General features: G+C 44.1%; 28 protein-coding genes and 2 pseudogenes. 15 read left to right on the plus strand and 15 right to left on the minus strand.

The genetic code is table 11. The features are described 5' to 3' along the window. Nucleotides 1-15: 15 nt before the first annotated feature. From hutH to ACED25_RS17170, 10 genes and pseudogenes are all read right to left on the minus strand, one after another. Nucleotides 16-1,563, minus strand: coding sequence for a histidine ammonia-lyase (gene hutH / locus ACED25_RS17125; protein WP_017103984.1), 1,548 nt, complete (start codon nt 1,561-1,563; stop codon nt 16-18). Then, nucleotides 1,541-2,506: pseudogene (locus tag ACED25_RS17130) on the minus strand (glycosyltransferase family 2 protein); the annotation flags it as partial. The pseudogene ACED25_RS17130 and the gene hutH, both read right to left, overlap by 23 nt. A 62-nt stretch (nt 2,507-2,568) precedes the next feature. After that, nucleotides 2,569-3,361, minus strand: a pseudogene (locus ACED25_RS17135) (glycosyltransferase family 2 protein); the annotation flags it as partial. Beyond that, on the minus strand, nt 3,354-3,716 hold the full coding sequence (locus tag ACED25_RS17140; protein ID WP_017099155.1) for a 3-hydroxyacyl-ACP dehydratase: 363 nt from the start codon (nt 3,714-3,716) through the stop codon (nt 3,354-3,356). The gene ACED25_RS17140 and the pseudogene ACED25_RS17135, both read right to left, overlap by 8 nt. 87 nt (nt 3,717-3,803) lie before the next feature. Next, complete coding sequence (locus ACED25_RS17145; protein WP_017099156.1) at nt 3,804-5,186, minus strand: AMP-binding protein; 1,383 nt, start codon at nt 5,184-5,186, stop codon at nt 3,804-3,806. Nucleotides 5,187-5,192: 6 nt separating this feature from the next. Then, entirely contained in the window at nt 5,193-5,750 is a 558-nt protein-coding gene (locus ACED25_RS17150) for a septation protein IspZ (protein ID WP_012603416.1), read from the minus strand. Continuing rightward, a complete protein-coding gene (locus ACED25_RS17155; RefSeq protein ID WP_009848591.1) occupies nt 5,750-6,007 on the minus strand; it encodes an acyl carrier protein in 258 nt (85 codons plus the stop codon). The genes ACED25_RS17150 and ACED25_RS17155 overlap by 1 nt, the downstream gene beginning before the upstream one ends. 10 nt (nt 6,008-6,017) lie before the next feature. Continuing rightward, nucleotides 6,018-6,278 (minus strand): phosphopantetheine-binding protein, encoded by a 261-nt coding sequence (locus ACED25_RS17160; RefSeq protein WP_009848590.1) that lies wholly within the window; start codon nt 6,276-6,278, stop codon nt 6,018-6,020. A 106-nt stretch (nt 6,279-6,384) separates the two neighbouring features. Next, the gene (locus ACED25_RS17165) at nt 6,385-7,155 is read right to left on the minus strand and encodes a 1-acyl-sn-glycerol-3-phosphate acyltransferase (protein WP_012603417.1); all 771 of its coding nucleotides are present in this window, start codon (nt 7,153-7,155) and stop codon (nt 6,385-6,387) included. After that, a complete protein-coding gene (locus ACED25_RS17170) occupies nt 7,152-7,931 on the minus strand; it encodes a beta-ketoacyl synthase chain length factor (protein WP_206208283.1) in 780 nt (259 codons plus the stop codon). The genes ACED25_RS17165 and ACED25_RS17170 overlap by 4 nt, the downstream gene beginning before the upstream one ends. A gap of 71 nt (nt 7,932-8,002) precedes the next feature. Between ACED25_RS17170 and ACED25_RS17175 the strand changes: the two genes are divergently transcribed. From ACED25_RS17175 to ACED25_RS17185, 3 genes are read left to right on the plus strand one after another with little or no spacing between them, the layout of a single operon-like run. After that, nucleotides 8,003-8,392, plus strand: coding sequence for a hypothetical protein (locus ACED25_RS17175; protein ID WP_017103990.1), 390 nt, complete (start codon nt 8,003-8,005; stop codon nt 8,390-8,392). A gap of 29 nt (nt 8,393-8,421) precedes the next feature. Continuing rightward, complete coding sequence (locus ACED25_RS17180; RefSeq protein WP_009848586.1) at nt 8,422-9,495, plus strand: methyltransferase; 1,074 nt, start codon at nt 8,422-8,424, stop codon at nt 9,493-9,495. 24 nt (nt 9,496-9,519) lie between these two features. Next, nucleotides 9,520-10,761: an NAD(P)/FAD-dependent oxidoreductase gene (locus ACED25_RS17185; RefSeq protein ID WP_371695753.1), complete on the plus strand. Its 1,242-nt coding sequence runs from the start codon at nt 9,520-9,522 to the stop codon at nt 10,759-10,761. Between the two features lie 170 nt (nt 10,762-10,931). Here the strand turns inward: ACED25_RS17185 and ACED25_RS17190 are convergent, their stop codons facing one another. Continuing rightward, nucleotides 10,932-11,438, minus strand: coding sequence for a hypothetical protein (locus ACED25_RS17190; RefSeq protein ID WP_009848584.1), 507 nt, complete (start codon nt 11,436-11,438; stop codon nt 10,932-10,934). Nucleotides 11,439-11,577: 139 nt separating this feature from the next. Further along, entirely contained in the window at nt 11,578-12,711 is a 1,134-nt protein-coding gene (locus ACED25_RS17195; protein ID WP_371695754.1) for a flagellar assembly protein FlgT, read from the minus strand. 192 nt (nt 12,712-12,903) lie between these two features. On the opposite strand from ACED25_RS17195, the gene ACED25_RS17200 reads away from it, so the two are divergent. Continuing rightward, nucleotides 12,904-13,539 (plus strand): FlgO family outer membrane protein, encoded by a 636-nt coding sequence (locus tag ACED25_RS17200; RefSeq protein WP_012603422.1) that lies wholly within the window; start codon nt 12,904-12,906, stop codon nt 13,537-13,539. 9 nt (nt 13,540-13,548) lie between these two features. Beyond that, complete coding sequence (gene flgP / locus ACED25_RS17205; RefSeq protein ID WP_012603423.1) at nt 13,549-13,980, plus strand: flagellar assembly lipoprotein FlgP; 432 nt, start codon at nt 13,549-13,551, stop codon at nt 13,978-13,980. Nucleotides 13,981-14,233: 253 nt separating this feature from the next. Here the strand turns inward: flgP and ACED25_RS17210 are convergent, their stop codons facing one another. The 3 genes from ACED25_RS17210 to flgA all read right to left on the minus strand — a co-directional run bounded on the left by ACED25_RS17210 (nt 14,234) and on the right by flgA (nt 15,966). Then, nucleotides 14,234-14,659 (minus strand): flagella synthesis protein FlgN, encoded by a 426-nt coding sequence (locus ACED25_RS17210; protein WP_371695756.1) that lies wholly within the window; start codon nt 14,657-14,659, stop codon nt 14,234-14,236. 65 nt (nt 14,660-14,724) lie between these two features. Next, the gene (gene flgM, locus ACED25_RS17215; protein ID WP_065678650.1) at nt 14,725-15,042 is read right to left on the minus strand and encodes a flagellar biosynthesis anti-sigma factor FlgM; all 318 of its coding nucleotides are present in this window, start codon (nt 15,040-15,042) and stop codon (nt 14,725-14,727) included. Nucleotides 15,043-15,219: 177 nt separating this feature from the next. Continuing rightward, the gene (gene flgA / locus ACED25_RS17220) at nt 15,220-15,966 is read right to left on the minus strand and encodes a flagellar basal body P-ring formation chaperone FlgA (protein WP_122046946.1); all 747 of its coding nucleotides are present in this window, start codon (nt 15,964-15,966) and stop codon (nt 15,220-15,222) included. 76 nt (nt 15,967-16,042) lie between these two features. Here flgA and ACED25_RS17225 point away from each other — a divergent pair, with 76 nt between their 5' ends. The 10 genes from ACED25_RS17225 to ACED25_RS17270 all read left to right on the plus strand — a co-directional run bounded on the left by ACED25_RS17225 (nt 16,043) and on the right by ACED25_RS17270 (nt 24,816). Continuing rightward, nucleotides 16,043-16,969: a chemotaxis protein CheV gene (locus ACED25_RS17225; RefSeq protein ID WP_009848577.1), complete on the plus strand. Its 927-nt coding sequence runs from the start codon at nt 16,043-16,045 to the stop codon at nt 16,967-16,969. Nucleotides 16,970-16,980: 11 nt separating this feature from the next. After that, nucleotides 16,981-17,808 carry a protein-glutamate O-methyltransferase gene (locus ACED25_RS17230; RefSeq protein ID WP_009848576.1) on the plus strand — a complete coding sequence of 276 codons (828 nt, stop codon included), beginning with the start codon at nt 16,981-16,983 and terminating at the stop codon, nt 17,806-17,808. 253 nt (nt 17,809-18,061) lie between these two features. Then, nucleotides 18,062-18,457, plus strand: a complete 396-nt coding sequence (flgB, locus tag ACED25_RS17235; protein ID WP_009848575.1) for a flagellar basal body rod protein FlgB — start codon at nt 18,062-18,064, stop codon at nt 18,455-18,457. Between the two features lie 4 nt (nt 18,458-18,461). Further along, complete coding sequence (gene flgC, locus ACED25_RS17240) at nt 18,462-18,875, plus strand: flagellar basal body rod protein FlgC (RefSeq protein ID WP_009848574.1); 414 nt, start codon at nt 18,462-18,464, stop codon at nt 18,873-18,875. A gap of 17 nt (nt 18,876-18,892) precedes the next feature. Then, entirely contained in the window at nt 18,893-19,603 is a 711-nt protein-coding gene (gene flgD, locus ACED25_RS17245; RefSeq protein WP_009848573.1) for a flagellar hook assembly protein FlgD, read from the plus strand. 45 nt (nt 19,604-19,648) lie between these two features. Next, on the plus strand, nt 19,649-20,953 hold the full coding sequence (flgE, locus tag ACED25_RS17250; RefSeq protein WP_017100669.1) for a flagellar hook protein FlgE: 1,305 nt from the start codon (nt 19,649-19,651) through the stop codon (nt 20,951-20,953). 270 nt (nt 20,954-21,223) lie between these two features. Beyond that, nucleotides 21,224-21,973 carry a flagellar basal-body rod protein FlgF gene (gene flgF, locus ACED25_RS17255; protein ID WP_009848571.1) on the plus strand — a complete coding sequence of 250 codons (750 nt, stop codon included), beginning with the start codon at nt 21,224-21,226 and terminating at the stop codon, nt 21,971-21,973. Nucleotides 21,974-21,994: 21 nt separating this feature from the next. Further along, the gene (gene flgG / locus ACED25_RS17260; protein WP_017103996.1) at nt 21,995-22,783 is read left to right on the plus strand and encodes a flagellar basal-body rod protein FlgG; all 789 of its coding nucleotides are present in this window, start codon (nt 21,995-21,997) and stop codon (nt 22,781-22,783) included. Between the two features lie 71 nt (nt 22,784-22,854). Next, nucleotides 22,855-23,631: a flagellar basal body L-ring protein FlgH gene (flgH, locus tag ACED25_RS17265; RefSeq protein ID WP_135445487.1), complete on the plus strand. Its 777-nt coding sequence runs from the start codon at nt 22,855-22,857 to the stop codon at nt 23,629-23,631. 93 nt (nt 23,632-23,724) lie between these two features. Beyond that, the gene (locus ACED25_RS17270) at nt 23,725-24,816 is read left to right on the plus strand and encodes a flagellar basal body P-ring protein FlgI (protein WP_009848568.1); all 1,092 of its coding nucleotides are present in this window, start codon (nt 23,725-23,727) and stop codon (nt 24,814-24,816) included. Nucleotides 24,817-24,822: the final 6 nt, after the last annotated feature.

The raw sequence follows: 24,822 nt of genomic DNA on the forward strand, positions 1-24,822 counted from the left end.
AAAGGGTTAGCTACTCTAGGAGTAAAGTGACCAGTGTTGACTTTGAATACGAGCAATGAAGTGGCGTAGATCGCCTTCAAGTGGTCGATCTTCTACGATAAATTCAAACTCTTTAAGCACTTCGTCGCGAATGTGCTTTAGGTTTTCACTCATGTGGTGCTCATCAAGCTCATTATGGCGTTTACGAAGCTCAAGCGCTTGTGTCCCCGCCAGAAGTGATGCTGCCGCTACTTGTTCAGTCAGTTCAAGAACGCGTAAGCAGTCACGAGCCGCAATAGTGCCCATGCTGACTTTGTCTTGGTTGTGACACTCGGTTGAACGAGAGAACACGCTTGCTGGCATGGTGTGTTTTAATGCTTCTGCTGTCCAAGCTGAAACGCCAATCTGTACCGCTTTGAAACCGTGGTTGATTGGTTTACGTTCGCCTTCAGCACCGGTTAGGTTAAATGGCAAGCCGTTGTTGAACTTGTAATCCATCAACTGCGCCATTTGTCGATCAAGTAGGTCTGCAAGGTTGGCTACCGCTGTTTTTAGTGTATCCATTGCCATTGCGATATGACCACCGTAGAAATGTCCACCGTGCAGTACGCGCTCATTGTCGCCATCGATAATTGGGTTATCGTTAGCGCTGTTAAGCTCGTTCTCAATCATTTGGCGTAGCCAAGGCAGAGAGTCTTGAACCACACCAATCACATGTGGGGCACAACGCAGTGAGTAACGATCTTGTAGGCGATCACTGTTACGTGGCGGACGATCCGCTTGTAAGTCATCACGTAGCCATGCAGCAACTTGCTGTTGACCCGGATGAGGCTTCACTGCAAACAGCGCTTCATCGAAATGGAAATCGTTGCCTTGCATACCTACAGACACCATTGCGGTGATCTTAGTCGACAGCTGAGCTAGGTATTCTGCACGTTTGTAGGCGATACAAGCTAAAGCCGTCATTACTGATGTGCCATTCATCAATGCTAAGCCTTCTTTTGGCTTAAGCTTGATAGGGTTAATCCCTAGCTCTTTGTAAACGTCACTAGTAGGGCGAACTTCACCTTTGTAGATGACATCGCGCTCACCAATCAGTGCAGCTGCCAGATAAGACAGCGGCGTTAAATCACCACTGGCACCAACCGATCCTTCTTGAGGAATGCGCGGCGAGATATCTTGGTTGATCAGAGTGACGATCTGGTTGAGCAAATCGTGAGTCACACCAGAGACACCTTGTGACAATGAACAAAGACGTGTCGCTAATACTGCACGAGATTGTTCGTGAGACAGTATTTCGCCTAAACCACAGCCATGAAAGCGCGTTAGATGCAGTGGTAATTCATCAACAAGGTTTGGCGGAATTGCAACGGTACATGAGTCACCGTAGCCCGTTGTCACACCATAGATCACGCCTTCTTCTTTCAATAGGCGTTCTAAAAAAGCGACACCGCGGTTGATCTTTGATGTGAACTCATTGCTTGAGTTCATCGAGGCTTTTGCGCCTTGTGAAATAGCGACAACATCCTCAATCGTGAGGCGTTCGGCACCAAAGGTGATGCTATTTGGATTTTTTTTCGTCATGGTGCTTGCTCAATGTCCAAAAGTTAAAAAAGTTGTACCACTGAAGCGGTGCTTTCAGTGTGTAGTGCTGAAGTCGGTCTGCGTATTTCTGCACGACTTGCTGTAAAGATTGTTCGCGAGTCTTCCTTGGTAGCTCTATCTTGTCGCTGAAATGCTCAAAATAGACATTAAAATGCGGTTTGGTTTGTGAGTCATCTCGTAGGCCAAACAATAAGAATACTGGCGCTTTGAGAACAGAGGCTAACATAAATGGCCCTTGAGGGAAGGGAGCTTCTTTACCCAAGAACTCTGCCCATACTGAGCGACTCTCTTTGCTGGTGGAGGTTCTATCGCCAACGATCACAATCCATTCACCTTGCTCCAATTTTTGTTGCAACAAGATGGCGGTATCAGGGCCCATCGATGTCACCTGAATCAGGTTTAAATCAGACTGTGGGTTTACCGCTTTCATCACCGAATTAAAGCGTTCGGCGTGTTCCGTGAAGACCAGCGCATTGATTTTGATGTGTGAGTGTCGACGTCCCAAAGCGCGGCACAATTCGATATTACCAAGGTGAGAACCTAGGATTAGCACACCTTGCTGGTTTTCCACCATACTTTCGAATTGCTCTTGACCATGAATAGTCAGGTTATCGACTGAGAAATCACCTTTCCATGCGGCTAATTTGTCTAGCATGGTGTGGCCAAACGAAAGCAGGTGGTTATAACTGGTTAATTCAGCGGGTAACTCAATATTCTGTTGCTCTGCGTATGTCTTAAGCTGGAATAGGTATTGCTCAGAAGCGTTTCGCGCGCGCTTGCCTGTCAAATGGTAGTAACGCATCACACCGCGCAAAATTAGGTTGAATACACCTCGGCCTAATAGTGAGTACACAGCTAACAACAGTTTGATACCGAGAACTGTGCCGCGCTCTTGAGTTCTGGACCAATGAGGCTGTTCAGTGCTATTTGGTGTCTGCTGCGCCTGATTGCTTTCTGAAAATTGTGTCGAACTTGTTAGGTGATCTTCAGAATTTGATTTGAAGTGACGAGCAATCAGCTTAGGGGCTCTTGGCAGCATGCCGAAGAACAGTCGAGTATGCATCCAACTGATTTTTACGTTGTCCCACAGCGCATCGAAATGAGAGACACCATTTTCAGGGTAGATGACTCGCGTCTCAATGAAGTCAATGTCGCAACCTTCCCAGTATAAGCGAACCAGAATCTCGATATCGAAGTCCATTCTCGAACCGACATCGTATTTATTCAGTACTGTTTGTGTCTTATCGATTGGATACGCTCTAAAGCCACACATGCTGTCTTTAATTGAGAGAGATAGAGTTTCTATCCACACCCAAATATGTGTCGCGTAGCGCCCGTAGAGCCTTGCCTTCGGTACGCTATCGTCATAGACAGGCTGACCTGAGATCAGGCGCTGGGGCTTAGCTTGTGACGCTTCGATTAATGCGGGTAGGGCGTCTAGGTCATGTTGACCGTCAGCATCAATCTGAATGGCATGACTAAAGCCGAGCTCCTGTGCTCGCTTGATGCCAGCCTTTACGGCACCTCCTTTGCCTTGGTTCAGCTCTAGCGTCACCAAGGTTACGTTCGAATTCTCTACTAGGGGAGCCAGAAACTGTTTCGTGGTGAGTTCACTGCCATCGTCAACGATGATGATCGGCAACTCAAAATGATGGAGTGACGACACCACTGCAGGCATGGTTTCGCCGTGGTTAAAGCACGGAATTAGGAAGCAAGCTTTGTAGTCGCTTTCTTTTGTTACGTGTTGAGAAGCAGCCTCAGCAGGAGCGCTATTCACTTTTCTCTCCCAGCTTCATTTTTCCTGAAGAGTGGGTCTGTTCACCGTTGTTTGAGGTGTAGCTGAAGCTCAGCTTGTCTTTGTCAGCATCCCATTTGAGTGATAGCTGGATTGTGGCGTCAGGAAGGATAGGCTCTTGGAATTTGATGACCTCCATACCTTTAAAGTAACCAGGGACATTTAACTTTTGGACAGCATAGTGAAGTGCCCAGTCAATTTGTGTCACACCGGGAAGAATAGGGAAGCTCTTAAAGTGCCCCTTAAAATCGGTGATGTCTCCGGTAACATGGAGTGTCAGGGTCGATTCTTTCTCTACAGTGTCAACAGCAATGACGTTTGGTTTTCTCTTATCCATAGCGTGTGCTTAGAATCCTTGGGCTAAAATGGGTCTTCTGACAAAAATATAAAAGATAATCTCAGTATAAAATGCGACCAGTGATTTTTATGATTTGACGAGCTGCTCTATGTGAGAGGTTAGTCGCTTGCCTTGGCTGTTGAGGGGGATCTCATCAACAACACGATACTTTCTTGGAATAGCGATTGGCTCTAACCATTTTCTGAGTTCTGAACGTAACATTAACCAGAATTTACCTTTACTCATGGTTGCGAGAGTCACTTGGCCTTCCTCTGATAATACCAAAACCGATGCTAAAATTAAGCGTTCAGGCTCTTCAAAGGGAATGACCACACACTCGCTTATCCAAGGTAGTTGCTCCAGTCGCTTTTCAACTTCAACCAGTGATACTCGTTTTTCTTCTATCTTGATCACTCGGTCGGTTCGGCCTTTCAATATAAATTGATTCTCTGAGACCATTTCGCACTCATCTGCGGTTTGATACCAGTTGTTTTTGTCGATGTACGGCGACAATAACTTAATGCAATTCTCACTATTAAGACTAGCCTTAATACAGTCAAAAAGCTGCCAAGGTGTTTGAACGCTCTGTTGCTGACGAAACGCGATGCCGCCGGTTTCTGTGCTGCCAAACACCTCGATAGGTAAATGCCCAAGCAGATCTCGTGATTGATGAGCCGACTCGGTAGGTAAAGGGCCACCAGAAGAGAACACCCCCGCTAGATGCGTAGACTTTGTCTCGTGTTTTAATCGTTTGAGTAGCGCAGGGCTGCTGATCAACACGCTCTGCTTGTTAGCGTGAGACAGGATCTGTTCCGGGTATTCGAGATTGTTTCGAGAAAATGGAACTCCAGAACAAAGTGGCCATAAGATTCGAAACAACAGACCATAGATATGTTGGTGTGATACGGTGCTGTGGATTTGGTTGTCTTTAAGCAAGGCGCCCCAGTTTTTATCTAGCTGAGCGATTTCAATATCTAGGTGTTCTAGTGTTTTATTGATTGCCTTCGGCGTACCGCTTGAACCTGAAGTAAACAGGGTCAATTGGATTGCTGCTAACTCAATGGCGGGAAGATTATCGGTTAGAGGTTCTCGTATTTCGGTGTCTAATAAGGTTTGGATATTGCGAACTTCATTTATTTCCACTGCACCAATCGCATCATCGACCAACAGACAGTCAAAATGCTCACTCAGCTCGGCAAGCGCACACGGTTGATAGTTACCTGGCAAGATGATGTGTTTGTTGCTGGCTGCGCACGCTAAAAAGGCCACTGAAAATAGGTAGCTGTCTTGGGTGCAAATCGCAACTCGTTGAAAAGGGGATGAAGATAAAAGCTGTACGAGTTGAGATAAGTCGTCGTTAAATGTTTGCCACGAAATCTCGCTATTGTCGTCAAAGCAGACAATAGAATCAGGCGATCTGTTCTGACTAAGAAGTTCAGACAAGGAAGTGTAAGAGATGGTTTGTGTCATAACAATTTAACTCTGACGAATGCGCTGTCTTACTACCCACTCTCCTGCAAAGAGCAACCCCGCAAATACATAGCTGAGTAAGCCATTGTATAGGGTCCATATTTCAAGAGGTTGGAAGCAGGTGTAAAGGGCGATAGAGCCATTGATAACAAAGAACAGACACCAAACTTTGGTGACTGTTCGTGTGTAATCAACGCCACTTTGTGGAAGTTCTGGCTCTTGGAGGCGAGCAAGCCGCTCGATAATCGTTTGCGGTTGCCATAGGCTCGAGGCGAACACAACCAGCATACAAACATTAACGATGACGGGGTAATAAGTTAGCCAGCCGTGCTGTTTGAAGGTTAACCCTAATGCCAGCAGAACAATTCCGGCACTTCCGCTAATCCAAGCTAGGTGTTTTAGCTCTTTGATTTTAGCCTGACCACCGGTGAAAATGCGGACAGCAAAAATAGCGGCTAAGACGATACCAACGGTTTGTAGGCCAAACTTGTTGAGTCCAAAGTAAACCGCTATTGGATAAGTGAAAAGTATGATTGCCGACAGTAAAGTCAGCAGAGGACGCATTATGCGTCCTTCAATAGTTCAACCACAGACTCGACAACGTCATTAACGGTGCGTACTGCTTTGAACTCTTCAGGCTTGATCTTCTTACCTGTAACGTTCTGTAAGTGAACGACCAAATCAACGGCATCAATGCTGTCGAGATCGAGGTCGAGATAAAGGTGTGCTTCTGGAGTGATATCTTCAGCATCAAGCTCAAACAGCTCGATAAGCGCATCTTTAACCTGGTTGAATACTTCTTGTTGGTTAGCTTGTGTCATAAAGATCTGTCTAGTTGTTTGTTTTAGATGAAATGTAGTTAGCTAGGTTTTCAACCGATGCAAAATGCTGGCGAGTGTTTGAATCGTCGGCATCGATAACAATGTTGTACTTTTTCTTGATAGCAAGGCCGAGCTCAAGGGCATCGATAGAATCTAATCCAAGTCCATCACCAAACAGTGGTGCTTCCGTTTCAATTTCATCAATGCTCATATCTTCAAGATTCAGTGCGTCGATAATCAGTTGTTTTAGTTCGTTGTGTAATGTTTCCACTTAGGCCTACTTAGTACTTTATCTAAATGCTACTTCAAGGGGGGCGATTCTACATTATGTGATGTATTTTCGAAACGCTGATATCACCAGTTGTTTTATTGATGAGCTAAATATTCTCTTCGGAAGGAAAAATAGTCTGTGCAAGGTGTTGATTGAGGCGCCTTGCTGCCGAAGTTAAGTTGTTTGAATTCTCAATAAAGGGTGCGACGTCTATTTTACCTTTCACTGCGATATGAAAAAAGGGTTTAGTGGCAGGAACTTGATACCATTTTTTCTCTTTTGTTAAGAATGTCGGAGAAACTGTAATATGAATCACGCGTAAGTCGGTTTGTGTTCGAGTGGCAATTTGTGCCGCACCACGTTGTAAGGATGGTTCAATTCCTGGCGTTGTGCGAGTTCCTTCAGGGAAAACTAACAATACATTTCCACGCGAAAAGCGTTCTTCACAGCGTTCTAAAAGATCGTCAGGGGTTTGGTTGGGTATGTATCCCGCTGCTTTGACAATCCTCTTCATAAACGGGTTTTCCCATATTGCCGCTTTAACAAGACAATCACATTGAGGAAGTTGAGAGGCGATCAGTACATAGTCAATCAAGCTAGGGTGATTGGCGACAATGATGCAGTTGCGATCTTCGCGGAGCAGTTCGGCGCCATCAATTTGGTAATCAATCGCGCCTGTGAACTTCATTATTTGGCAGAATGCATTGAATGAGAAACGGATTAATCGTTGTGCTTTGAGCTCTCTTTCTATGACGTTGCGAGTCGTTAGGGCGATCGAAGGTAAGATTAAGAAGCTTAAGACTAAGCCTCCCAAACCAAAGATGGTAAAGCAGAGCCCCGTCGCGAATACTCGCCAACATTGGCCTACTTTGCTCATTTCTGTGCACCTGCTTGGGCGTTATTGACCCAGGACCAGTTTTGGTGCTTACCAGCAATAGTCCAATGCTGTGTTCCCAATAGGATATGTTGTAGCGTTTGTAGGCCTTGCGGTAAATCAGCGGCTGAGCTGTCTCTAACTTTGGGGGGGCTAGCGATTGGTTTACTTGTTACTGCTCTCGAAACCGAGTAGTCACTGCCTGCCGTGAGTACTAAACCTAGAGCGTAGTCAGCATAGTGCTGATTTTCGTATTCTCGATATACATCAGGCAGAGGTTGGTCGAAGTCAATGACGAGTACGCGATGTGACGGATACTGATGTAGGTAAAGATAAGCTTCAATCAGGGCGTTGTGAAAGGTATCTTGCCCAGCAGCGATAGAGGTCAGTGGAATCGGTGCTTTTGCAGCAATCGTTGTTAGACCTGCAGCGGTGTTGTGTACCGATTGGGAAAACGCCATTGGAGAGGCGTCGTCACCTTCTAATATTGATTGAATTAAAGTGGCTGTTCGGTGGAGCTCACCATGCCGACTGGCAAAAACCAGATAATCAATCGAGGTATCTTTTAATAGAGTTAATGCGGTTTGGACGGCCAGTTTGCTTTGCAGGCTCATTCGGCGGCGCATCATAGGAGGGATGGCTTTAAATTCGGTTGAGCCATTTTGTGGCCAATCTAAATGAGTGCTCCACGTTTGCCACTCGGCAACGGAATAGAGGCCTGGCGAATTTGCTGACCATTTTTCAATATTAAACGACATTAATTGGGATTGATTTGACATAGAGTATTGATTTACTTTGGGTCTAACTAATACTATGCATGCTTATAAATAAACACGGGTAAGGAGTTTAAATGAAATTACTAAAAATAGCCGTTTCAATGTTATTTATACTCGTTCTTGCAGGCTGTGGACGTGTCCAACCTGTAATGAATGTTGAGGATACTCCAGTTGCTTTGAATCTTCAAAGTAAACAGGTGAAATCAGCGATTTATGAGTCTGCTGAGAACCGAGGTTGGTTGGTTTCAGAAATTAAGCCAGGCCTAATCCGTGCTGAACTGTATGTCCGTTCACATCATGCTGTGGTTGATATTCCATATAATGATAAGTTTTACTCTATTCTTTACGTCGAATCAGAGAATTTGAAGTACGACGATGGTGAAATACACCGTAATTACAACCGTTGGGTTAATAACTTGAACGTTGATATTAAACGCAAGCTTGCACAAATGGCTGCTATGTAGCTCTCTATTATTTTAAAGTTAGGTTTTTCGTGTCGGAATATAAATTAGATCCATTTAACGCATTAGAAGCAAAAACAGAAGCGCAAAAATTGTCTTTTGCTCCTATTGTTTTTCATACAGCTCGTACACTTCGTGATTTAGGTATTTTGAAAGCGTTAGATGACGCGGGCAATGATGGTTTACCCGCTGAAACTATTTCTCAAGCAACGGGTGTATCCGAATACGGTGTCAAAGTTCTGCTTGATATGGCGTTGAGTGCTCACATCGTTACTTGGGATAAGCCTCATTATAAAATGGCTAACCTAGGTTTTTATCTATTGCATGATGGCATGACCAACGCAAATATGGATTTCACGGCTGATGTTTGTTATGCCGCGATGATGCATTTAACCGAAGCAATAGAAGAAGGTACACCTGCAGGCCTGAAAGAGCTGGGTGATTGGGAAACGATTTATCAAGGTTTGTCTCAATTACCAGAAAAAGCAAAAGAGAGCTGGTTTAAGTTTGATCATTTCTACTCAGATCGTTCGTTCCCCGTGTTGCTTGAGAAAGTTTTCAGTAAGAAGCCTAAATCGCTGGTGGATATTGGCGGTAATACAGGTAAGTGGGCAATGCAATGTTGTAACTACGACTCTGATGTCGAGGTGACGATAGTCGATTTGCCGCAGCAATTAGAAATGGCAATGGCAAACGCAACACAGCACGGTCATCAAGACCGAGTGACTCCATTCCCCGCTAACATGCTTGATAAACAGCAAGCGCTGCCGACAGGTACGGATGTGTGGTGGATGAGTCAGTTCCTTGATTGTTTCTCGCCAATGGAAATTCTTAGCATATTAAAGCGTGTTCGCTCTCATATGTCAGAAGACGCGACTGTTTATATCCTTGAACTGTTTTGGGATGCACAGAAATACGATGCGGCTTCTTATAGCTTAAATGCGACGTCTCTCTACTTCACTTGCTTGGCCAACGGCAACAGCCGCTTTTACCGCAGTGAAGATTTCCTAGAGATAGTGGAAGAGGCTGGCTTTGATGTGGTGACTCGTACCGACGATATCGGTCTTGGGCATACGCTTCTGGAGCTGAAAGCTAGCGCGAAATAATCATGGTAAACATGGCTTAAATTAATGAAAAAACTGTCAACTCAAGTAGTGATCATCGGAGCTGGCCCATCAGGGTCTATTGCGGCGTCTTTGCTTCATAAAAAAGGCATCGATGTTCGAGTGATTGAAAAAAGCCTTTTCCCCCGTTTTTCTATTGGTGAAAGCCTGTTACCAGCGTGCATGGAAGTGATCGAACAAGCGGGCATGAGCGAAGCTGTGGCTAATGCTAACTTCCAATTTAAAGATGGCGCGGCTTTTCGTAAAAATGGTGTTTATACGGCGTTTAATTTTGAAGATAAGTTCTCTTCTGGGCCGGGAACGACGTTTCAGGTTCAACGAGGTACTTTTGATAAGGTAATGGCAGACTGTGCTGAAGCGCAGGGTGTTACTATTGATTACCAACATGAACTGATAGGCATTAACTTCGCTGAAGACCGTACTATACTAGATGTACAAATACAGGGTGGAGAGCGTTATCAGTTAGAGGCTCAATACGTCCTGGATGGTAGTGGTTTTGGTCGAGTGTTACCCAAGATGCTCGATTTAGAAGAGCCATCACGATTTCCTCCGCGCAAAGCTATCTTCACACATATTAATGATCATATCTCAGCAACGGATACTGATCTTGAATACGATCGCAGTAAAATTTTGGTCTCGGTACATCCAAACAATCCTGATGTTTGGTATTGGTTGATTCCCTTCAGTAACGGAGTCTCTTCATTCGGTGTGGTAGGGGAACCTAAATTCTTTGAATCATACCCAGAAGACAAAATTTCGGCGATTAAGCAACTGGCAACAGAAGAGTCGGGCTTGGCCGAGATTTTGGCAAATGCGGAGTATCCAAATCCTGCAGGCGAAATTGGTGGCTATTCTGTCAACGTTAAACATCTTGCAACCGATAAGTATGCATTACTGGGTAATGCAGGGGAATTTCTTGACCCTGTATTTTCATCGGGAGTGACTATTGCGATGAAGTCGGCTCAGTTTGTGGTTGAGTGTGTGGAAAAACAACTCAATGGCGAGAAAGTCGACTGGGATCGTGAATACGCTGAACCATTGATGATTGGGGTAAATACTTTTAGAACGTATGTTGAAGGGTGGTACTCGGGGGCTCTTCAGGATGTGATTTTCTATCAAGAACCAAACCCGAAGATAAAGCAAATGGTATGTTCGATTTTGGCGGGCTACGCATGGGATCAAAGCAACCCCTATGTAAACGAGTCAAAACGTCGATTGAAGACGCTGGCAGAGATATGCCGAAGCTAGATGGTCTATTTAGTATGTAATAGCATGCTAAATGGTCACTATGGTTAGCCATAAATCAAAACAGCCGCAATGCGCGGCTGTTTTTGTATCTGATAATCAGCCTCTCAGCTCGAGTACCAACTCCAGTACGTCAGAATCCAAAGTTTCTAACGAAGTTATCGAGGTTGATACTACTTCAGATCAATGCTGTTCAATCGTCCCATAAAGATAAGCAGCTCAATCACATCTTTGTGAGCTTCAAGCAGTGCTCGTTTGGTTTGGCTGTAGGCTGCGAGTCGACCGTGTTTCCGTATAGAACATACTTTCGTTCTGTATTTGTAATCACCATTCTCAGAGAAAACACGCCATTTCGCTATGTAGCACTCGTCGCGATGTTCAGGGTCACTCTGCGTTGGATTAGGCTTAAATACAATTTTAGGCTCTAAACTATGAGGCAGACGTGTCATGAGATAGGGTTCTTTGAGGACCTTTGGCCAAAACTTGCCCCAAAGCTGTCTACCTAGCTCATCTCTTAATTTGATGGTTTTCTTGAGTGCTTTGTCTTCCCCCATACGAACAAAGCCAACTGAACGATGTAATACCGTATCGTCGGGTGTATGAATGTGGATCTTAAAAGCGGTCTTACCTTTCGAGATAAAGCGGTAACCGGTAGCACCAATTAGATTATTCTGGCTCATAGTTTGCTAAATGATGATTATGTTATTAGTAAGGTTACGACAAATACCGCGAAACCGAAACTAATCCTCATGAAAAAAATAAAGCCTTAGTACTTTTGCTAAGGCTTTATTAGAAAACATGAGTTGATGGTGCTGCTAACTACATGATTTTCTGCATTACATCACCAATTTGAATGCTTCCCGCAAGGCTTGGTTGATCAATGGTGAGTTCAGCTTCGTTTTCATAAACGCGAGAAACCGTCAGGGTGATATCGCTTTGAGAGACCTTATTGCGTGGCAAGCCTCTTTGGTCGATAAATGAACCTGTGTGCCAAAGCTGAAGTTTGTCGCCTTGTTCTACACCGTGTATTCGGCCTAAATCAATGGTCACCATATTCCCAAACACAGCAGCAACTTCAGGAAGCGTGATTTTACAAGATACTTCCGATTCTAAATCCAACATAATATTACGACTGACACGAAGCATCATGCTGCCATAGGTTGATGCCCAGAAACGAGCACTGCGGGTGTCGATTTCACTGGTCTTCGCAAATGGCCATTTTGCTACTTCACGATAGCTTCGGTTGTAAACCTGATGACCTGTTTTACCATCGAATACCTGCATTTCTAACGCAAATTGGCGATTGATAATGTCGTCTTTCAAAAGCTTCGATTCAATGGTTGCGGTTAAGTCGGTGATGTCACCACCTATGATGTACTGTGCCCCCGTATCTTGTGCGATCATTTTGATCACTTCCGGTCGACGCTTGTCTATGTCGTAATTTGTTGTACCAACAGAGACAAAACTGCGAGATTCTTGCGCCAGTTGTCGGTTAACGACATGGCCAAAATCATCACCAATGTTATAGATTCGGCCCATCACAGCTTGTTGTGGAGAGCTTACATCAATATTACCGACCAAAAACGTCTTCTTATATTGGCTTTCATGGCAAGCACTTGCCGAAGGGTAGATGTCTACCCTTGCAGTGACCATTATATTGCCACCGCGTTTCTTCTCTTTTTCTACTAAGATGTAGCGCACTTCATGATTGGTAAATTGAAATTCTTTCTTTTTTGCATCTAAGTAGGGGGTGAGGTTTGCAATACTGCCGATGTCAGCGCCAGAGAACTGTATGGCTTTGTAAACGGCATCCTCTAGGGCATGAACCCTTGCCGCATCCTCTGACGATACGATGGTTGCAGTACCGGTAACTTCATACCAAGAGGCATGAGTACTGAAGCTGATGGTTGTCAGTAAACTTATTGAAAATAAGTAATAAATTATTTTTTTCATCTATTCGTTACCAGTTGGGTATAAATATTGCTTAACAAATATCTATAAGCTTAAAGCTGACTCAAGTGCGTTTTTCATAATCTGAACCATTAATGAAAAGCAAAGATTGTTCCAACATTGTAATCCATTGAAAAGAGTCATGGCGAGAACATATTGGAATAGCAAGCACTAAATATATCTGGAGATAAGAGAATGAAAAAATGGCTCGTAGTAATGAGTGTCATGTTAATGACATCATGCGCTTATTCGCCAATCTATAACGGTAAATCTGAGTATTCAGGCAGTCCGTTTATGTTGATGGACAGCCCGCGTCATACCATGGATTTTTTCGTGGAAAGCATGACCGAAGATTTGATCTTGTCGAATACGAGTATTTCAGCCAGAACACCCATTGCCATTACCTCGTTTGTCGATCTGCAACACATGGACACAACCAGTTGGTTAGGAAACTCGGTATCAGAAGGTTTCATTCATCAGTTTCAGCGTCGAGGTTTTAAAGTGGTTGATTTTAAAACCACCGGCTCTATCCAAGTGACCCACCAGGGGGATTTTGCTATTAGCCGCGATTGGAAAGACTTAGCCCAAGAGCAAGACGTCCAGTATGTTTTGACTGGAACTATGCTTCGTCAAGAAGGCGGTGTTCTAGTGAATGCTCGTGTTGTCGGAATGCAAACTCGCATCGTTGTTGCTTCCGCACAAGGCTTTTTACCTGCAGACCGTATTGGTCGTGACTTAGATACTCTGAACAGTATTCGAACTCAAGATGGGGTTATTATTCGTTCTGATCCAACGATCAGTCAGCCTCATACTGTTATTCTTCGCCCTTAGGAGTTCGTGATGAAGAAGTTAATATTTGTTGTTGCCGCTTTATTGCTTGTCGGCTGCCAACCATTACAAAGCATGAGACCTAATGACTTTTTGGTTGCGGTTGGCTACGCGAGTGTCAGCGAGCAGAAAGGTCGTAATGACGAAGAGAAACGTATTCGAGCAATGAGAGCCTCTAAAATTGATGCGTATCGTGAACTTGCTGAGCAAGTGTATGGTATGCGCGTGAGTGGTCGAGCTGAGCTTGAAGATCAGCGTCTTGGTACTGAGAGAACTTCAGGTGCGGTTGATGGTGTTATCCGTGGTGCCGAAGTGGTGCGCAGTTACCCTGTTGGCGACAGCTATGTGACTGAACTGCGGTTAGATATCCAAAAAATGGAACAACTGCGTAATTATGGCGAAGTTCAGCCAGTGCCTGAGAAGAGACAACAAACGTTGTTCTAGTTTAAGGGTCGTCTAGTTATAGGTTTCTCCTGTTATATTGGCTGCTATTCGCTTTCCAGATGGCGTAACGACAACCAGTAACGGCTATGAATAAGAAAGCGGCAAGTATTAAAGTACTTGCCGCTTTTTTGTTTATCGGCTTGGGGAGTACATTCACAGGTTTAGTGGGAGATTTGACTAGTGTAACGAGAAGGGTTGGCTGAGATACAGATACAGATACAGATACAGATATGAGAGGGAGGTGGTTTACCTACTAGGCTTTAACGTTGGTTCCTAGCGTAGAAATTGTATGCGTTTGGCCTCCGGCATTGTAGGTCATGCCAATTTTACCGTGACTTTGCTGCATCATATTGCTGAGTTTTTTGAAGCTAAGGTGTGCTCGATTCAAGGCTTCGCCATTTACTAGGTTCGCTTGATGGCAGTCGTGCACTATGGATTTGATGGTTGCGACTAACTGAGCAAGTTCAGGGTTCTCGGTCAGTTCAGATATATTAGTATGGGCAGCGATTCGTTGATCGGTTGATCTTAGTTGTTCAACAAGAACCTCTTTCTCTTTGGCTATTCGCTCAATATCGCTTGATTGTCGGCTTGTAATAGCGATTTTCTCTGAACTCAACAATTCAGATAAGGCTTTGGCATTCTGAAGTTGGAAATTAACTAAATCTGCTAGTGCCGCCATAATGTAACCTACTAATAACCTCGTGTACTTTAAGATAATAACTTTATTTAAAAGCTAATGTTTGCTTAAAGACCTTTTAATTCGTTTTCAAATTTCATCATGTTGTCGGCCAATTTTTCTGGATCAACAGTGTATGAACCATTTGCGATCGCTTCTTTTATTGCCGCGACTTTCACTGAATCGAAACTTGGTTGTGCTGCCATCTCTTGATGGAGTTGACCAATCGCCTTGCCTTGTTGGCTTAGTGAAACCGCATCTTTGCTTGCGGGTGATTTAGGTGATGCATCAGATCTTGATGCCTCAGACTTAGAATCAGAGCGCACTGCTGATCGGTTAGTGCTCGCTAGGGTTTGCCCTGAACGAATATTATCAATACCTGCCATAGTTAAGCCTTTTTCTTCAAAATGGGAACCTGTACAGTCAATATCGACCATGGGTGAGAATACTTTAGCAATTTTTAGCTCAATAGTCGAAAACGAACCAAACACCTCAACCGTTATAATTGGATGTTAGAGTTGAGAATAAAAGCGCTAACGATACCGACACTTTAAAGTGAAGTGTTAAAAGTAAACCGTGACTTCAGACATGCTGGTAACAATACCTTCGATTATACGCTGTGATTTGTCATTTTTCACTCTAACTTGATCACCCATTGAGCCATCGGTAAGTGCAGTACCTTTGGTGGTGATGGTCATGCCACCTTTTACTGCCTGTATGATAACCTTCTCATTTCGGCATACGACACAAATATCGCCTCTTTCGACAACATCACCGGGTCTAAGGTTCTTTTTTACCTTAGCTCCGATGACTTGTTGTGGAGTGGTAAAGCCTTGGCGACGAAATTTGTTGAGAGAAATCATCGCAGTCGTGACGTCGTATTGACCGACAATTTCGCCTCTCGCCAGTGAGCGAGTCGTTGTGACAAGTGGTACTGACATTGAAAGGCGCACTGGCACGTAAACACGCCATTCATCAGGAACACAACGAACTAAAACAGTAATGCTGCTACGGGTGTTGGTTGTTGTTGAGGCACTAGTCTCGAGGGGGATAGGACAATTTGTGGCTTTGATTCTAGAGTCTACATTAGCGGAATTAACAAAAAGTTCACCGCCTCGCGGTTGCTCCACCGAGTCAAGGATGTGTTGCTCAGCCGCTGATTGGATCATGTCAATTTGTTCCGGCGTTGCCGCGTGTGTAAAAAAACTAAACAATATTGTTAGAATGCCGATAAACTTAGCGACAGTTTTAAAAATAGTCCTATACATAGCTATAGAAAAAAGATATATGTTTGCTTTATGATATGTCATTTTATTTCTCTAGTGGTTCGTAGCCTACAGTAGACTAACACTTTCTATCCAAAAAGTTTGATATGGAGATGAGCTCATGACGGGTATTCTTGATTCAGTGAATCAGCGTACGCAACTCGTCGGTCAAAACCGATTAGAATTACTAACCTTTCGCCTAATGGGGCGTCAGCGTTACGGTATTAATGTATTTAAAGTGAAAGAGGTTTTACAATGCCCTCGTCTGACTTTAATGCCAAATTTACATCATCTCGTAAAAGGTGTGGCTCATATTCGTGGTCAGACAGTTTCTGTCATTGATTTGAGCCTAGCGGTAGGCGGACGTCCTACATCTGATATCGATAAGTGCTTTGTGGTGATTGCTGAATTTAACCGTACTATCCAAGCATTCCTCGTAAGCTCTGTAGATAGAATTGTTAATATGCACTGGGAAGCTATTCTTCCACCACCAGATGGTTCAGGTAAAGATAATTACCTAACAGCGGTAACCAACATCGATAATGAATTGGTTGAAATTCTGGATGTTGAAAAGATCCTTGCTGAGATCTCACCTGTTGATGAGACCATGGATAGCAGAATCGCAGAGGAAATTGCAGAAGTTGAACAAGAGAAAGAATTGGTTCGCCGAATCTTGATTGCTGATGACTCGACGGTTGCTCGTAAGCAGGTTCAACGTGCTATAGAATCTATTGGTTTTGAGGTCATTGCTGTTAAAGATGGTAAAGAAGCCTATGAGACTCTGATGAAAATGGCATCGGAAGGCAGTATTTACGATCAAATTTCATTGGTGATTTCAGATATCGAAATGCCTGAAATGGATGGATACACGCTGACTGCTGAGATTCGTCGTCACGCAGAACTAAAAGATTTATACGTAATTTTGCACTCATCATTGAGTGGTGTATTTAACCAAGCCATGGTTGAGCGTGTAGGGGCTAACTCCTTCATCGCGAAATTCAATCCTGATGAGCTTGGTGGCGCGGTTAAAGCTGCGTTAACTAACTAAAAGAGACATTAATGACTGCTATAACAATAAGTGATCAAGAGTATCGCGATTTCAGCCGTTTCTTAGAATCTCAATGTGGCATTGTATTAGGTGACAGTAAGCAGTATTTAGTGCGTAGTCGTCTAAGCCCATTAGTAACGAAGTTTAATGTAGCTTCATTGTCTGATTTGCTAAGAGATGTAGTGACAGGTCGAAACCGTGAGTTGAGAGTGGCGGCAGTGGATGCTATGACGACTAACGAGACACTTTGGTTCCGAGATACTTATCCGTTTGCTGTACTAGCGGATAAACTTCTACCGGAAATAGCGGCAAATAAACGTCCTATCAAGATTTGGTCTGCGGCAAGCTCTTCAGGCCAAGAACCATACTCAATGGCTATGACGATACTTGAGACCCAAGCACGTAAGCCGGGTATGTTGCCAAATGTATCGATTACCGCTACTGATATTTCAGCAAGTATGTTGGATATGTGCCGCACCGGCGCTTATGACAACCTTGCCTTGGGCCGAGGACTTTCTCCTGAGCGCCGTCGCACTTTCTTTGAAGATGCTGGCGATGGTCGTATGAAAGTGAAAGACAACGTTAAGCGAATGGTAAACTTCCGTCCTCAGAACTTGATGGAGAGTTATGCACTGTTAGGCAAATTCGACATTATATTTTGTCGTAACGTGTTGATTTATTTCTCTCCAGATATGAAGTCAAAAGTACTTAACCAGATGGCAAATAGCCTGAATCCTGGTGGTTACCTGTTATTGGGTGCGTCTGAATCGTTAACAGGCTTAACAGATCGTTTTGAAATGGTTCGCTGTAATCCAGGCATCATCTACAAATTAAAGTAATTGGTGTCACCACTTTAAGGTGCAATATTACTGTCCAAATTTAAAACCCAGCCAAGTGCTGGGTTTTCTTTTTCTAATTTAATCTATATCTTTAAGTCAGAGTGACATTCCAATTTACTCTATTTGTTGGCTTGTATATTGCAGGTTTACCCACGAGTAACCTGTAAAAGTAATGGTCGGCCACTTTTTTTAAAGTTGGTATATATATTGCTTAGGTTATTTCATAACAGTCAGTTCTTGAGTTGAGGTTTACATGGCTATTTCTTTTGACAATGCTTTAGGCATTCACCAGCACACAGTTGGTGTACGTGAGCGTAACGCTGAGGTGCTTTCCACCAATATCGCGCAAGCTAACACGCCTGGGTATAAAGCAAAGGGATTAGACTTTAATAAATCACTGCAGGCGGCAAGTTCTGGGGCAAGCATTGGTCTTAGCCGAACAGACGGTCGGCATATTTCTGCCTCAACAACGGTGAATGGGGAAACGAAGTATCGAATTCCTACGCAACCTGATACTGGAGATGGCAATACGGTTGATTTGGATTTGGAACGAAATCTTTTCATGCAAAACCAAATTAGGCATCAAGCCTCTCTCGACTTCTTAGGAAGTAAGTTCAAGAATTTAACTAAAGCGATAAAAGGGGAATAACTAGATGAGCTTATTTAATGTATTCAATGTGACTGGTTCTGCGATGAGTGCTGAATCTGTTCGTCTAAATACTACCTCAAGTAACCTTGCTAACGCAGACAGTGTAAGTAGCTCTGCTAAAGACACTTACAAGGCTCGCCACGCAGTGTTTGGCGCTGAGTTAAATCAGGCACGTAATAGTGGTCACACTGTGCCAGTAAAAGTATTAGGTATCGTAGAAAGCGATAAACCGCTGAATGCGGAGTACAACCCAGATCACCCGTTAGCGAACAACGAAGGCTACATCTATAAGCCTAACGTTAACGTTATGGAAGAAATGGCTAACATGATTTCAGCATCACGTGCGTATCAAACAAACGTACAGGTTGCTGACTCGAGTAAACAAATGCTGCTGCGTACGCTGCAGATGGGTCAATAAGGATAAGGAGGTAGCAAATGGCTGGAATCAACAATGTTGGTCAAAGCGGCTTGTCCTATGTTGACCAGCTGAAGAGTCTTCAAGATGGTGCTAAGAAGCCCGATGAAACGACAGGTAAGCAAGATCTTAAACAAGATGACTTCTTATCGTTGTTGACTAAGCAACTTGCACAACAAGACCCTTTTAAGCCGGTTAGCAATGACCAGATGATTGCGCAAATGGCTTCATTTGCGACCGTAGATGGCATTGGCAAAATGAATACACAGTTTGAAAGCTTGAATTCATCAATGACCTCTAACCAAGCACTGCAGGCATCTTCTTTGGTTGGCCGCGATGTATTGGTTCCTGGAGCGGCAGGTGTGAAACAAGGTGATGGCGGTATGGCGTCAATGGTTAAGCTTCCTCAGGCAATGGACAATGTAATGGTCCGTGTTGAGAATGAAGTTGGCCAATTGGTTCGCACTTTTGATATCGGCTCAAAACCATCGGGTGACACGCGTGTTGAGTGGGACGGAAAAGACGAAGACGGTAATCCATTGCCGGCCGGTAAATACAACGTGAAAGCGTCGGGTTTATTGGAAGGTGAGAACACAGAGTTCCAAGTGTCGAGTTATGCGAACGTGAACAGTGTGCTTCTTGGTAAAGGCGATGGCAACGTACTACTCAATCTGGCTGGTTTTACATCGCCAGTACGACTTGCTGAAGTACTAGAAGTTGGTAAAGCGTAGCTCTTTTTAGAGTGATTATGCTAGCTAGATTAGGAGAATATTGGAATGTCATATGTATCTTTAAGCGGTCTATCCGCTGCACAGTTAGACCTGAATACAACCAGTAACAACATTGCGAACGCAAACACATTTGGCTTTAAAGAGTCTCGTGCGGAGTTCGGGGATGTTTACTCAAGCTCGTTGTTCACTAACGCAAAAACGACGCCAGGAGGCGGTGCGCAAGCTAGCCAAGTGGCACAACAGTTCCATGAAGGTTCAAGTATCTATACGAATAACCCAATGGACTTGCGTGTAAGTGGTACAGGTTTCTTTGCAGTATCGAAAGACCGTATGGTGCCAGAGATCAATGAACTAACGCGTAATGGTGCATTTCACCTAAACAAAGACAACTACATGGTTACGGCCAATGATGAGTTTCTTTTAGGTTATGATGTCGATCCAAACTCGGGTGAAGTTCTTTCTTATGCACCAAAGCCTCTCGACATTCCAGCTGAGTTTGGTAAGCCTAAACAGACAGAAAACATTGAAGTAGGGGTTAACCTTCCTGCGAACGGTGATCTTAAAGACCCGGCAACATTTGATTTCAAAGATCCAGATACCTATAACCGTGCAACGTCTTCGACGGTCTACGATTCTATGGGACAGTCTTACAAGTTAACGACTTACTACCTAAAAGATCAGACTCAACCGAATACTTGGCAAACGTACTACACCATGTCAGATGAAACGGGCGAGAAGCCGGTAAACATTACTGGTGGCGACGCGACGAATTCAGCAGGTCATGTTGGTCACACCATGAAATTCAACAATGACGGTACCTTAGCAAGCCTTAACAGTGGTCAGCCAATTCTATCTGATCCAATCGGCGCTGGTGAGAACGCAGTTGATTTGAACGGTGCAGATCCGACACAGGTACTTAACTTTGGTCTGGATTCTTCAACTCAGTTTGCCGCTCCATTCGAACTGTCTAGGTTTGATGAAGATGGCGCGACAACTGGTTTCTTAACGAAAATCGATTTTGATGAGTACGGCAGTGTTCTAGGCAGTTACTCAAACGGTGAAAATGTGATACTAGGCCGCGTAGGTTTAGTTCGTGTACCTAATGAGCATGGTCTAGATAAGAAAGGCGGCACTCAATGGGATTCTACTAAGGCTTCAGGTGATAAAATCTGGGGTGAATCAAATAAAGGTTCATTTGGTAGTATCAACAATGGCTCACTAGAGCAGTCGAATATCGATATGACTCAAGAATTGGTTGATTTGATTTCTGCTCAACGTAACTTCCAAGCGAACTCTCGTTCTCTAGAAGTACACAACCAACTACAACAGAATATTCTTCAGATTCGTTAATCGTTTCGAGCGTTTGAATCATCTGCGAATACCCAATTCAATGTTATTGAATTGGGTATTGTTGGTGAATTACGTATGGCTGCTTGCTTGTCTATTTGCCGCCCCTATTGCCGCCCGGTAATGCCTCTGGCAACAATTCTTCCTCAATGATCCTTTGCGATCAGTCTTTTTTGTTGTTTTTTCATTTAAGTTTTTGATAAATAACAGTTAAAAATATTGGCATAGTGTTTGCTTTATTAGTTCCAGAAAATGATTTTTTGGAGCAAAATTATGGATCGCGCACTGTTTCTTGCCATGAGTGGCGCTAAGCAAAATATGCAGGCTTTGCAGCTGCGTTCAAACAACCTCGCCAACGTAAGTACAACGGGTTTCCGTGCTGATTTAGCACAGGCACGTTCAATGCAAGCGTATGGCGAAGGCATGCCTACTCGTGTTTTCAGCATGACAGAGCGTCCGGGTCATAATTTCGCTCAGGGTAGTGTGGTTACTACTGGCCGAGATCTCGATGTCACCATTCAAGGTGATGGTTGGATTTCAGTAATGGACAATACTGGCCGTGAAGGTTTAACCCGTAACGGTAACCTAAGGGTTGACCAAAACGGTTTGCTTACCAACGCAAGTGGCCATTTAGTGCTTGGTGAAAACGACGCACCAATCACGCTCCCAATCCCAATCAGTAAAGTAGAAATTGGTACAGATGGTACGATTTCGGTGATTCCTCAAGGCGCTCCAGCTGAAGAATTAGCCGTAGTTGATCGTATCAAGCTTGTGCGTCCAGATAACCAAAGCTTGTTTAAAGATACGAATGGCCTCTTCCGTTCGAAAAACCCAGATCAGGCATACGAAGCAGATGCAGCGGTAACGTTGCTTAAAGGTGCTATCGAAGGCAGTAACGTAAATGCCGTAGGTGAAATGACCAGCTTAATTGACTTACAACGTCAGTTTGAAATGCAGGTCAAGATGATGAGCACAGCAGAGGAAATGGACAAGTCGTCTGATTCACTGCTTCGTATGAGCTAATAGAATTTTAAGGAAATTGCTATGCATCCAGCATTATGGGTAAGTAAAACCGGTTTAGACGCCCAACAAACCAATATTTCAACAATTTCAAACAACCTTGCCAACGCCTCAACCATTGGTTTTAAAAAGAGCCGTGCGGTGTTTGAAGATTTGTTCTATCAGAATATTAACCAACCAGGTGGCCAATCGTCTCAGAATACTGAGTTGCCAAGTGGTTTGATGTTGGGTGCTGGTTCTAAGGTAGTTGCAACTCAAAAGGTGCACACTCACGGTAACGCACAAACAACGTCGAATAGTCTAGATATGATGATTGAAGGCGACGGTTTCTTCCAAGTTGAGATGCCAGACGGTGAAACAGGTTACAGCCGTAATGGTCAGTTCACATTGAACGGTGACGGTGCGATCGTAACATCGGGTCAAGGTTATGCCCTACAACCCGAAATCGTTATTCCTGAAGACGCGATCTCGGTAACGGTTGGTAACGATGGTGAGGTGTCGGTTCGTCTACGTGGTCAGCAAAACAACGTCGTGGTTGGCCAAATCACCATTACTGATTTCGTAAACCCAGGTGGTTTAGAGCCCATTGGCCAAAACCTTTACTTGCCTACAGGTGCAAGTGGTGACCCGCAAGAGGGTGTTCCGGGGTTGAACGGCTTAGGTAATGTTCGTCAGTCTATGCTTGAAGCATCCAATGTAAACGTAACTGAAGAATTGGTTAACATGATCGAAGCTCAACGTGTATACGAAATGAACTCAAAAGTTATCTCGGCGGTAGATAAGATGATGAGCTTCGTTAACCAACAGCTGTAGCTGGTTAATTCGCTGTTTACTTATTTCTTTTAATCGTTCTATTTACTATTGTCTGCTGAGAGTACATCGCCATGAAACGTATTGTTTGTTTAGCTCTGTTTTTATCTATGACGGGCTGTACCACACTGGAGCCAATTGAAACTCCGGCGCAAGAGAACGCAACCACAGTGGTTGATGCTGTAGAAGGCGACAAGTCGGCCCAGGAAAGCTCTGGTATTATCGACACACTTCGAGATAGAACGGACCCTATTGCTGGTGATCCTGCATGGGCGCCAATTAACCCGAAGAAAAAACAAGAGCATTATGCGGCAGCAACAGGCTCACTGTTCAATGCTAACCACATTGGTAGCATGTATGACGACTCAAAACCTCGCGGTATTGGTGACATTATTACAGTTGCGTTAGATGAGAATACGCGAGCGACTAAAAAAGCTAATGCAGATATGTCTAAATCGAACGATGCATCGATGGAACCGTTAGCTGTAGGCGGTGAAAACCTAGAACTTGGCAAATACAACTTTTCTTACGATCTGAGTAACACCAACACCTTTGCTGGAGATGCATCAGCTAACCAAAGTAACAGCATCAGCGGTTACATTACGGTTGAAGTTATTGAAGTATTAGCTAATGGCAACCTAGTGGTTCGTGGTGAAAAGTGGATGACGTTGAATACGGGTGATGAGTACATTCGCTTAAGTGGCACCATCCGCCCTGATGATATCGACTTTGAGAATACCATTGCTTCGAACCGTGTTTCGAATGCACGAATTCAGTACTCAGGTACGGGTGTGCAGAAAGATATGCAAGAACCTGGGTTCTTGGCACGATTCTTTAATGTATCTTTGTAGAGCTTGAGACTGTGTCGACATACTGACACTTTCAGAATTATCTAATTTCAAGCTAACTCATTATAAATTAAAGCAATACAGACAGGTTACTCAATGAAAAAACTAACACTCGTACTCTTCGGCATGCTATTTCTTGCCTCCAGTGCTCATGCCGCGCGTATAAAAGACGTGGCAAAAGTAGCGGGTGTTCGTAGTAACCAACTTGTCGGTTATGGTTTGGTGACGGGTTTGCCGGGCACCGGTGAGACAACTCCCTTTACCGATCAAACGTTTAACGCAATGCTGCAAAATTTTGGCATTCAATTGCCGCCTGGCACCAAGCCAAAAACCAAAAACGTTGCGGCGGTAATCGTTACCGCTGAACTTCCGGCATTCTCCAAGCAAGGTCAGGAAGTAGACGTAACGGTGTCGTCTATTGGTTCAGCAAAAAGCCTTCGTGGTGGTACTTTGCTGCAGACTTTTCTTAAAGGTCTGGACGGTCAAGTGTACGCTGTGGCACAAGGTAATTTGGTTGTGAGTGGTTTTAGTGCTCAAGGCAACGATGGTTCTAAGCTCGTTGGTAACAACCCAAACGTCGGTATCATCTCTAGCGGTGCGACGGTAGAGCAAGAAATCCCAACCCCATTTGGTCGTGGTGACTACATCACTTTCAACTTAATCCAATCTGATTTTACTACGGCTCAGCGTTTAGCTGATGCGGTTAATAATTTTCTAGGCCCTCAAATGGCGTCTGCGGTAGATGCGACTTCTGTAAAAGTTCGTGCTCCACGTGAAATCAGCCAACGTGTGGCTTTCTTGTCTGCCATCGAAAACATCGAATTTGACCCTGCAGAGGGCTCTGCAAAAATCATTGTTAACTCTCGTACCGGTACTATTGTTGTTGGTAAGCATGTGCGCTTGAAAGCAGCAGCAGTAACCCACGGCGGCATGACAGTCGCAATCAAAGAAAATCTAAACGTAAGTCAACCTAACGCATTCTCTGGTGGTCAAACGGTAGTCGTTCCTGATTCGGACATCGAAGTAACCGAAGCCGATGGTAAAATGTTCAAGTTCGAACCCGGTTTAACGCTCGATGATTTGGTACGCGCTGTCAATGAAGTCGGCGCCGCACCTTCTGATTTAATGGCAATCCTTCAAGCACTGAAACAAGCGGGTGCAATTGAAGGTCAGTTGATCATTATTTAAGGGATA

The organism is Vibrio sp. 1F263 (genome assembly GCF_041439035.1).
Classification (GTDB): domain Bacteria; phylum Pseudomonadota; class Gammaproteobacteria; order Enterobacterales; family Vibrionaceae; genus Vibrio; species Vibrio tasmaniensis_A.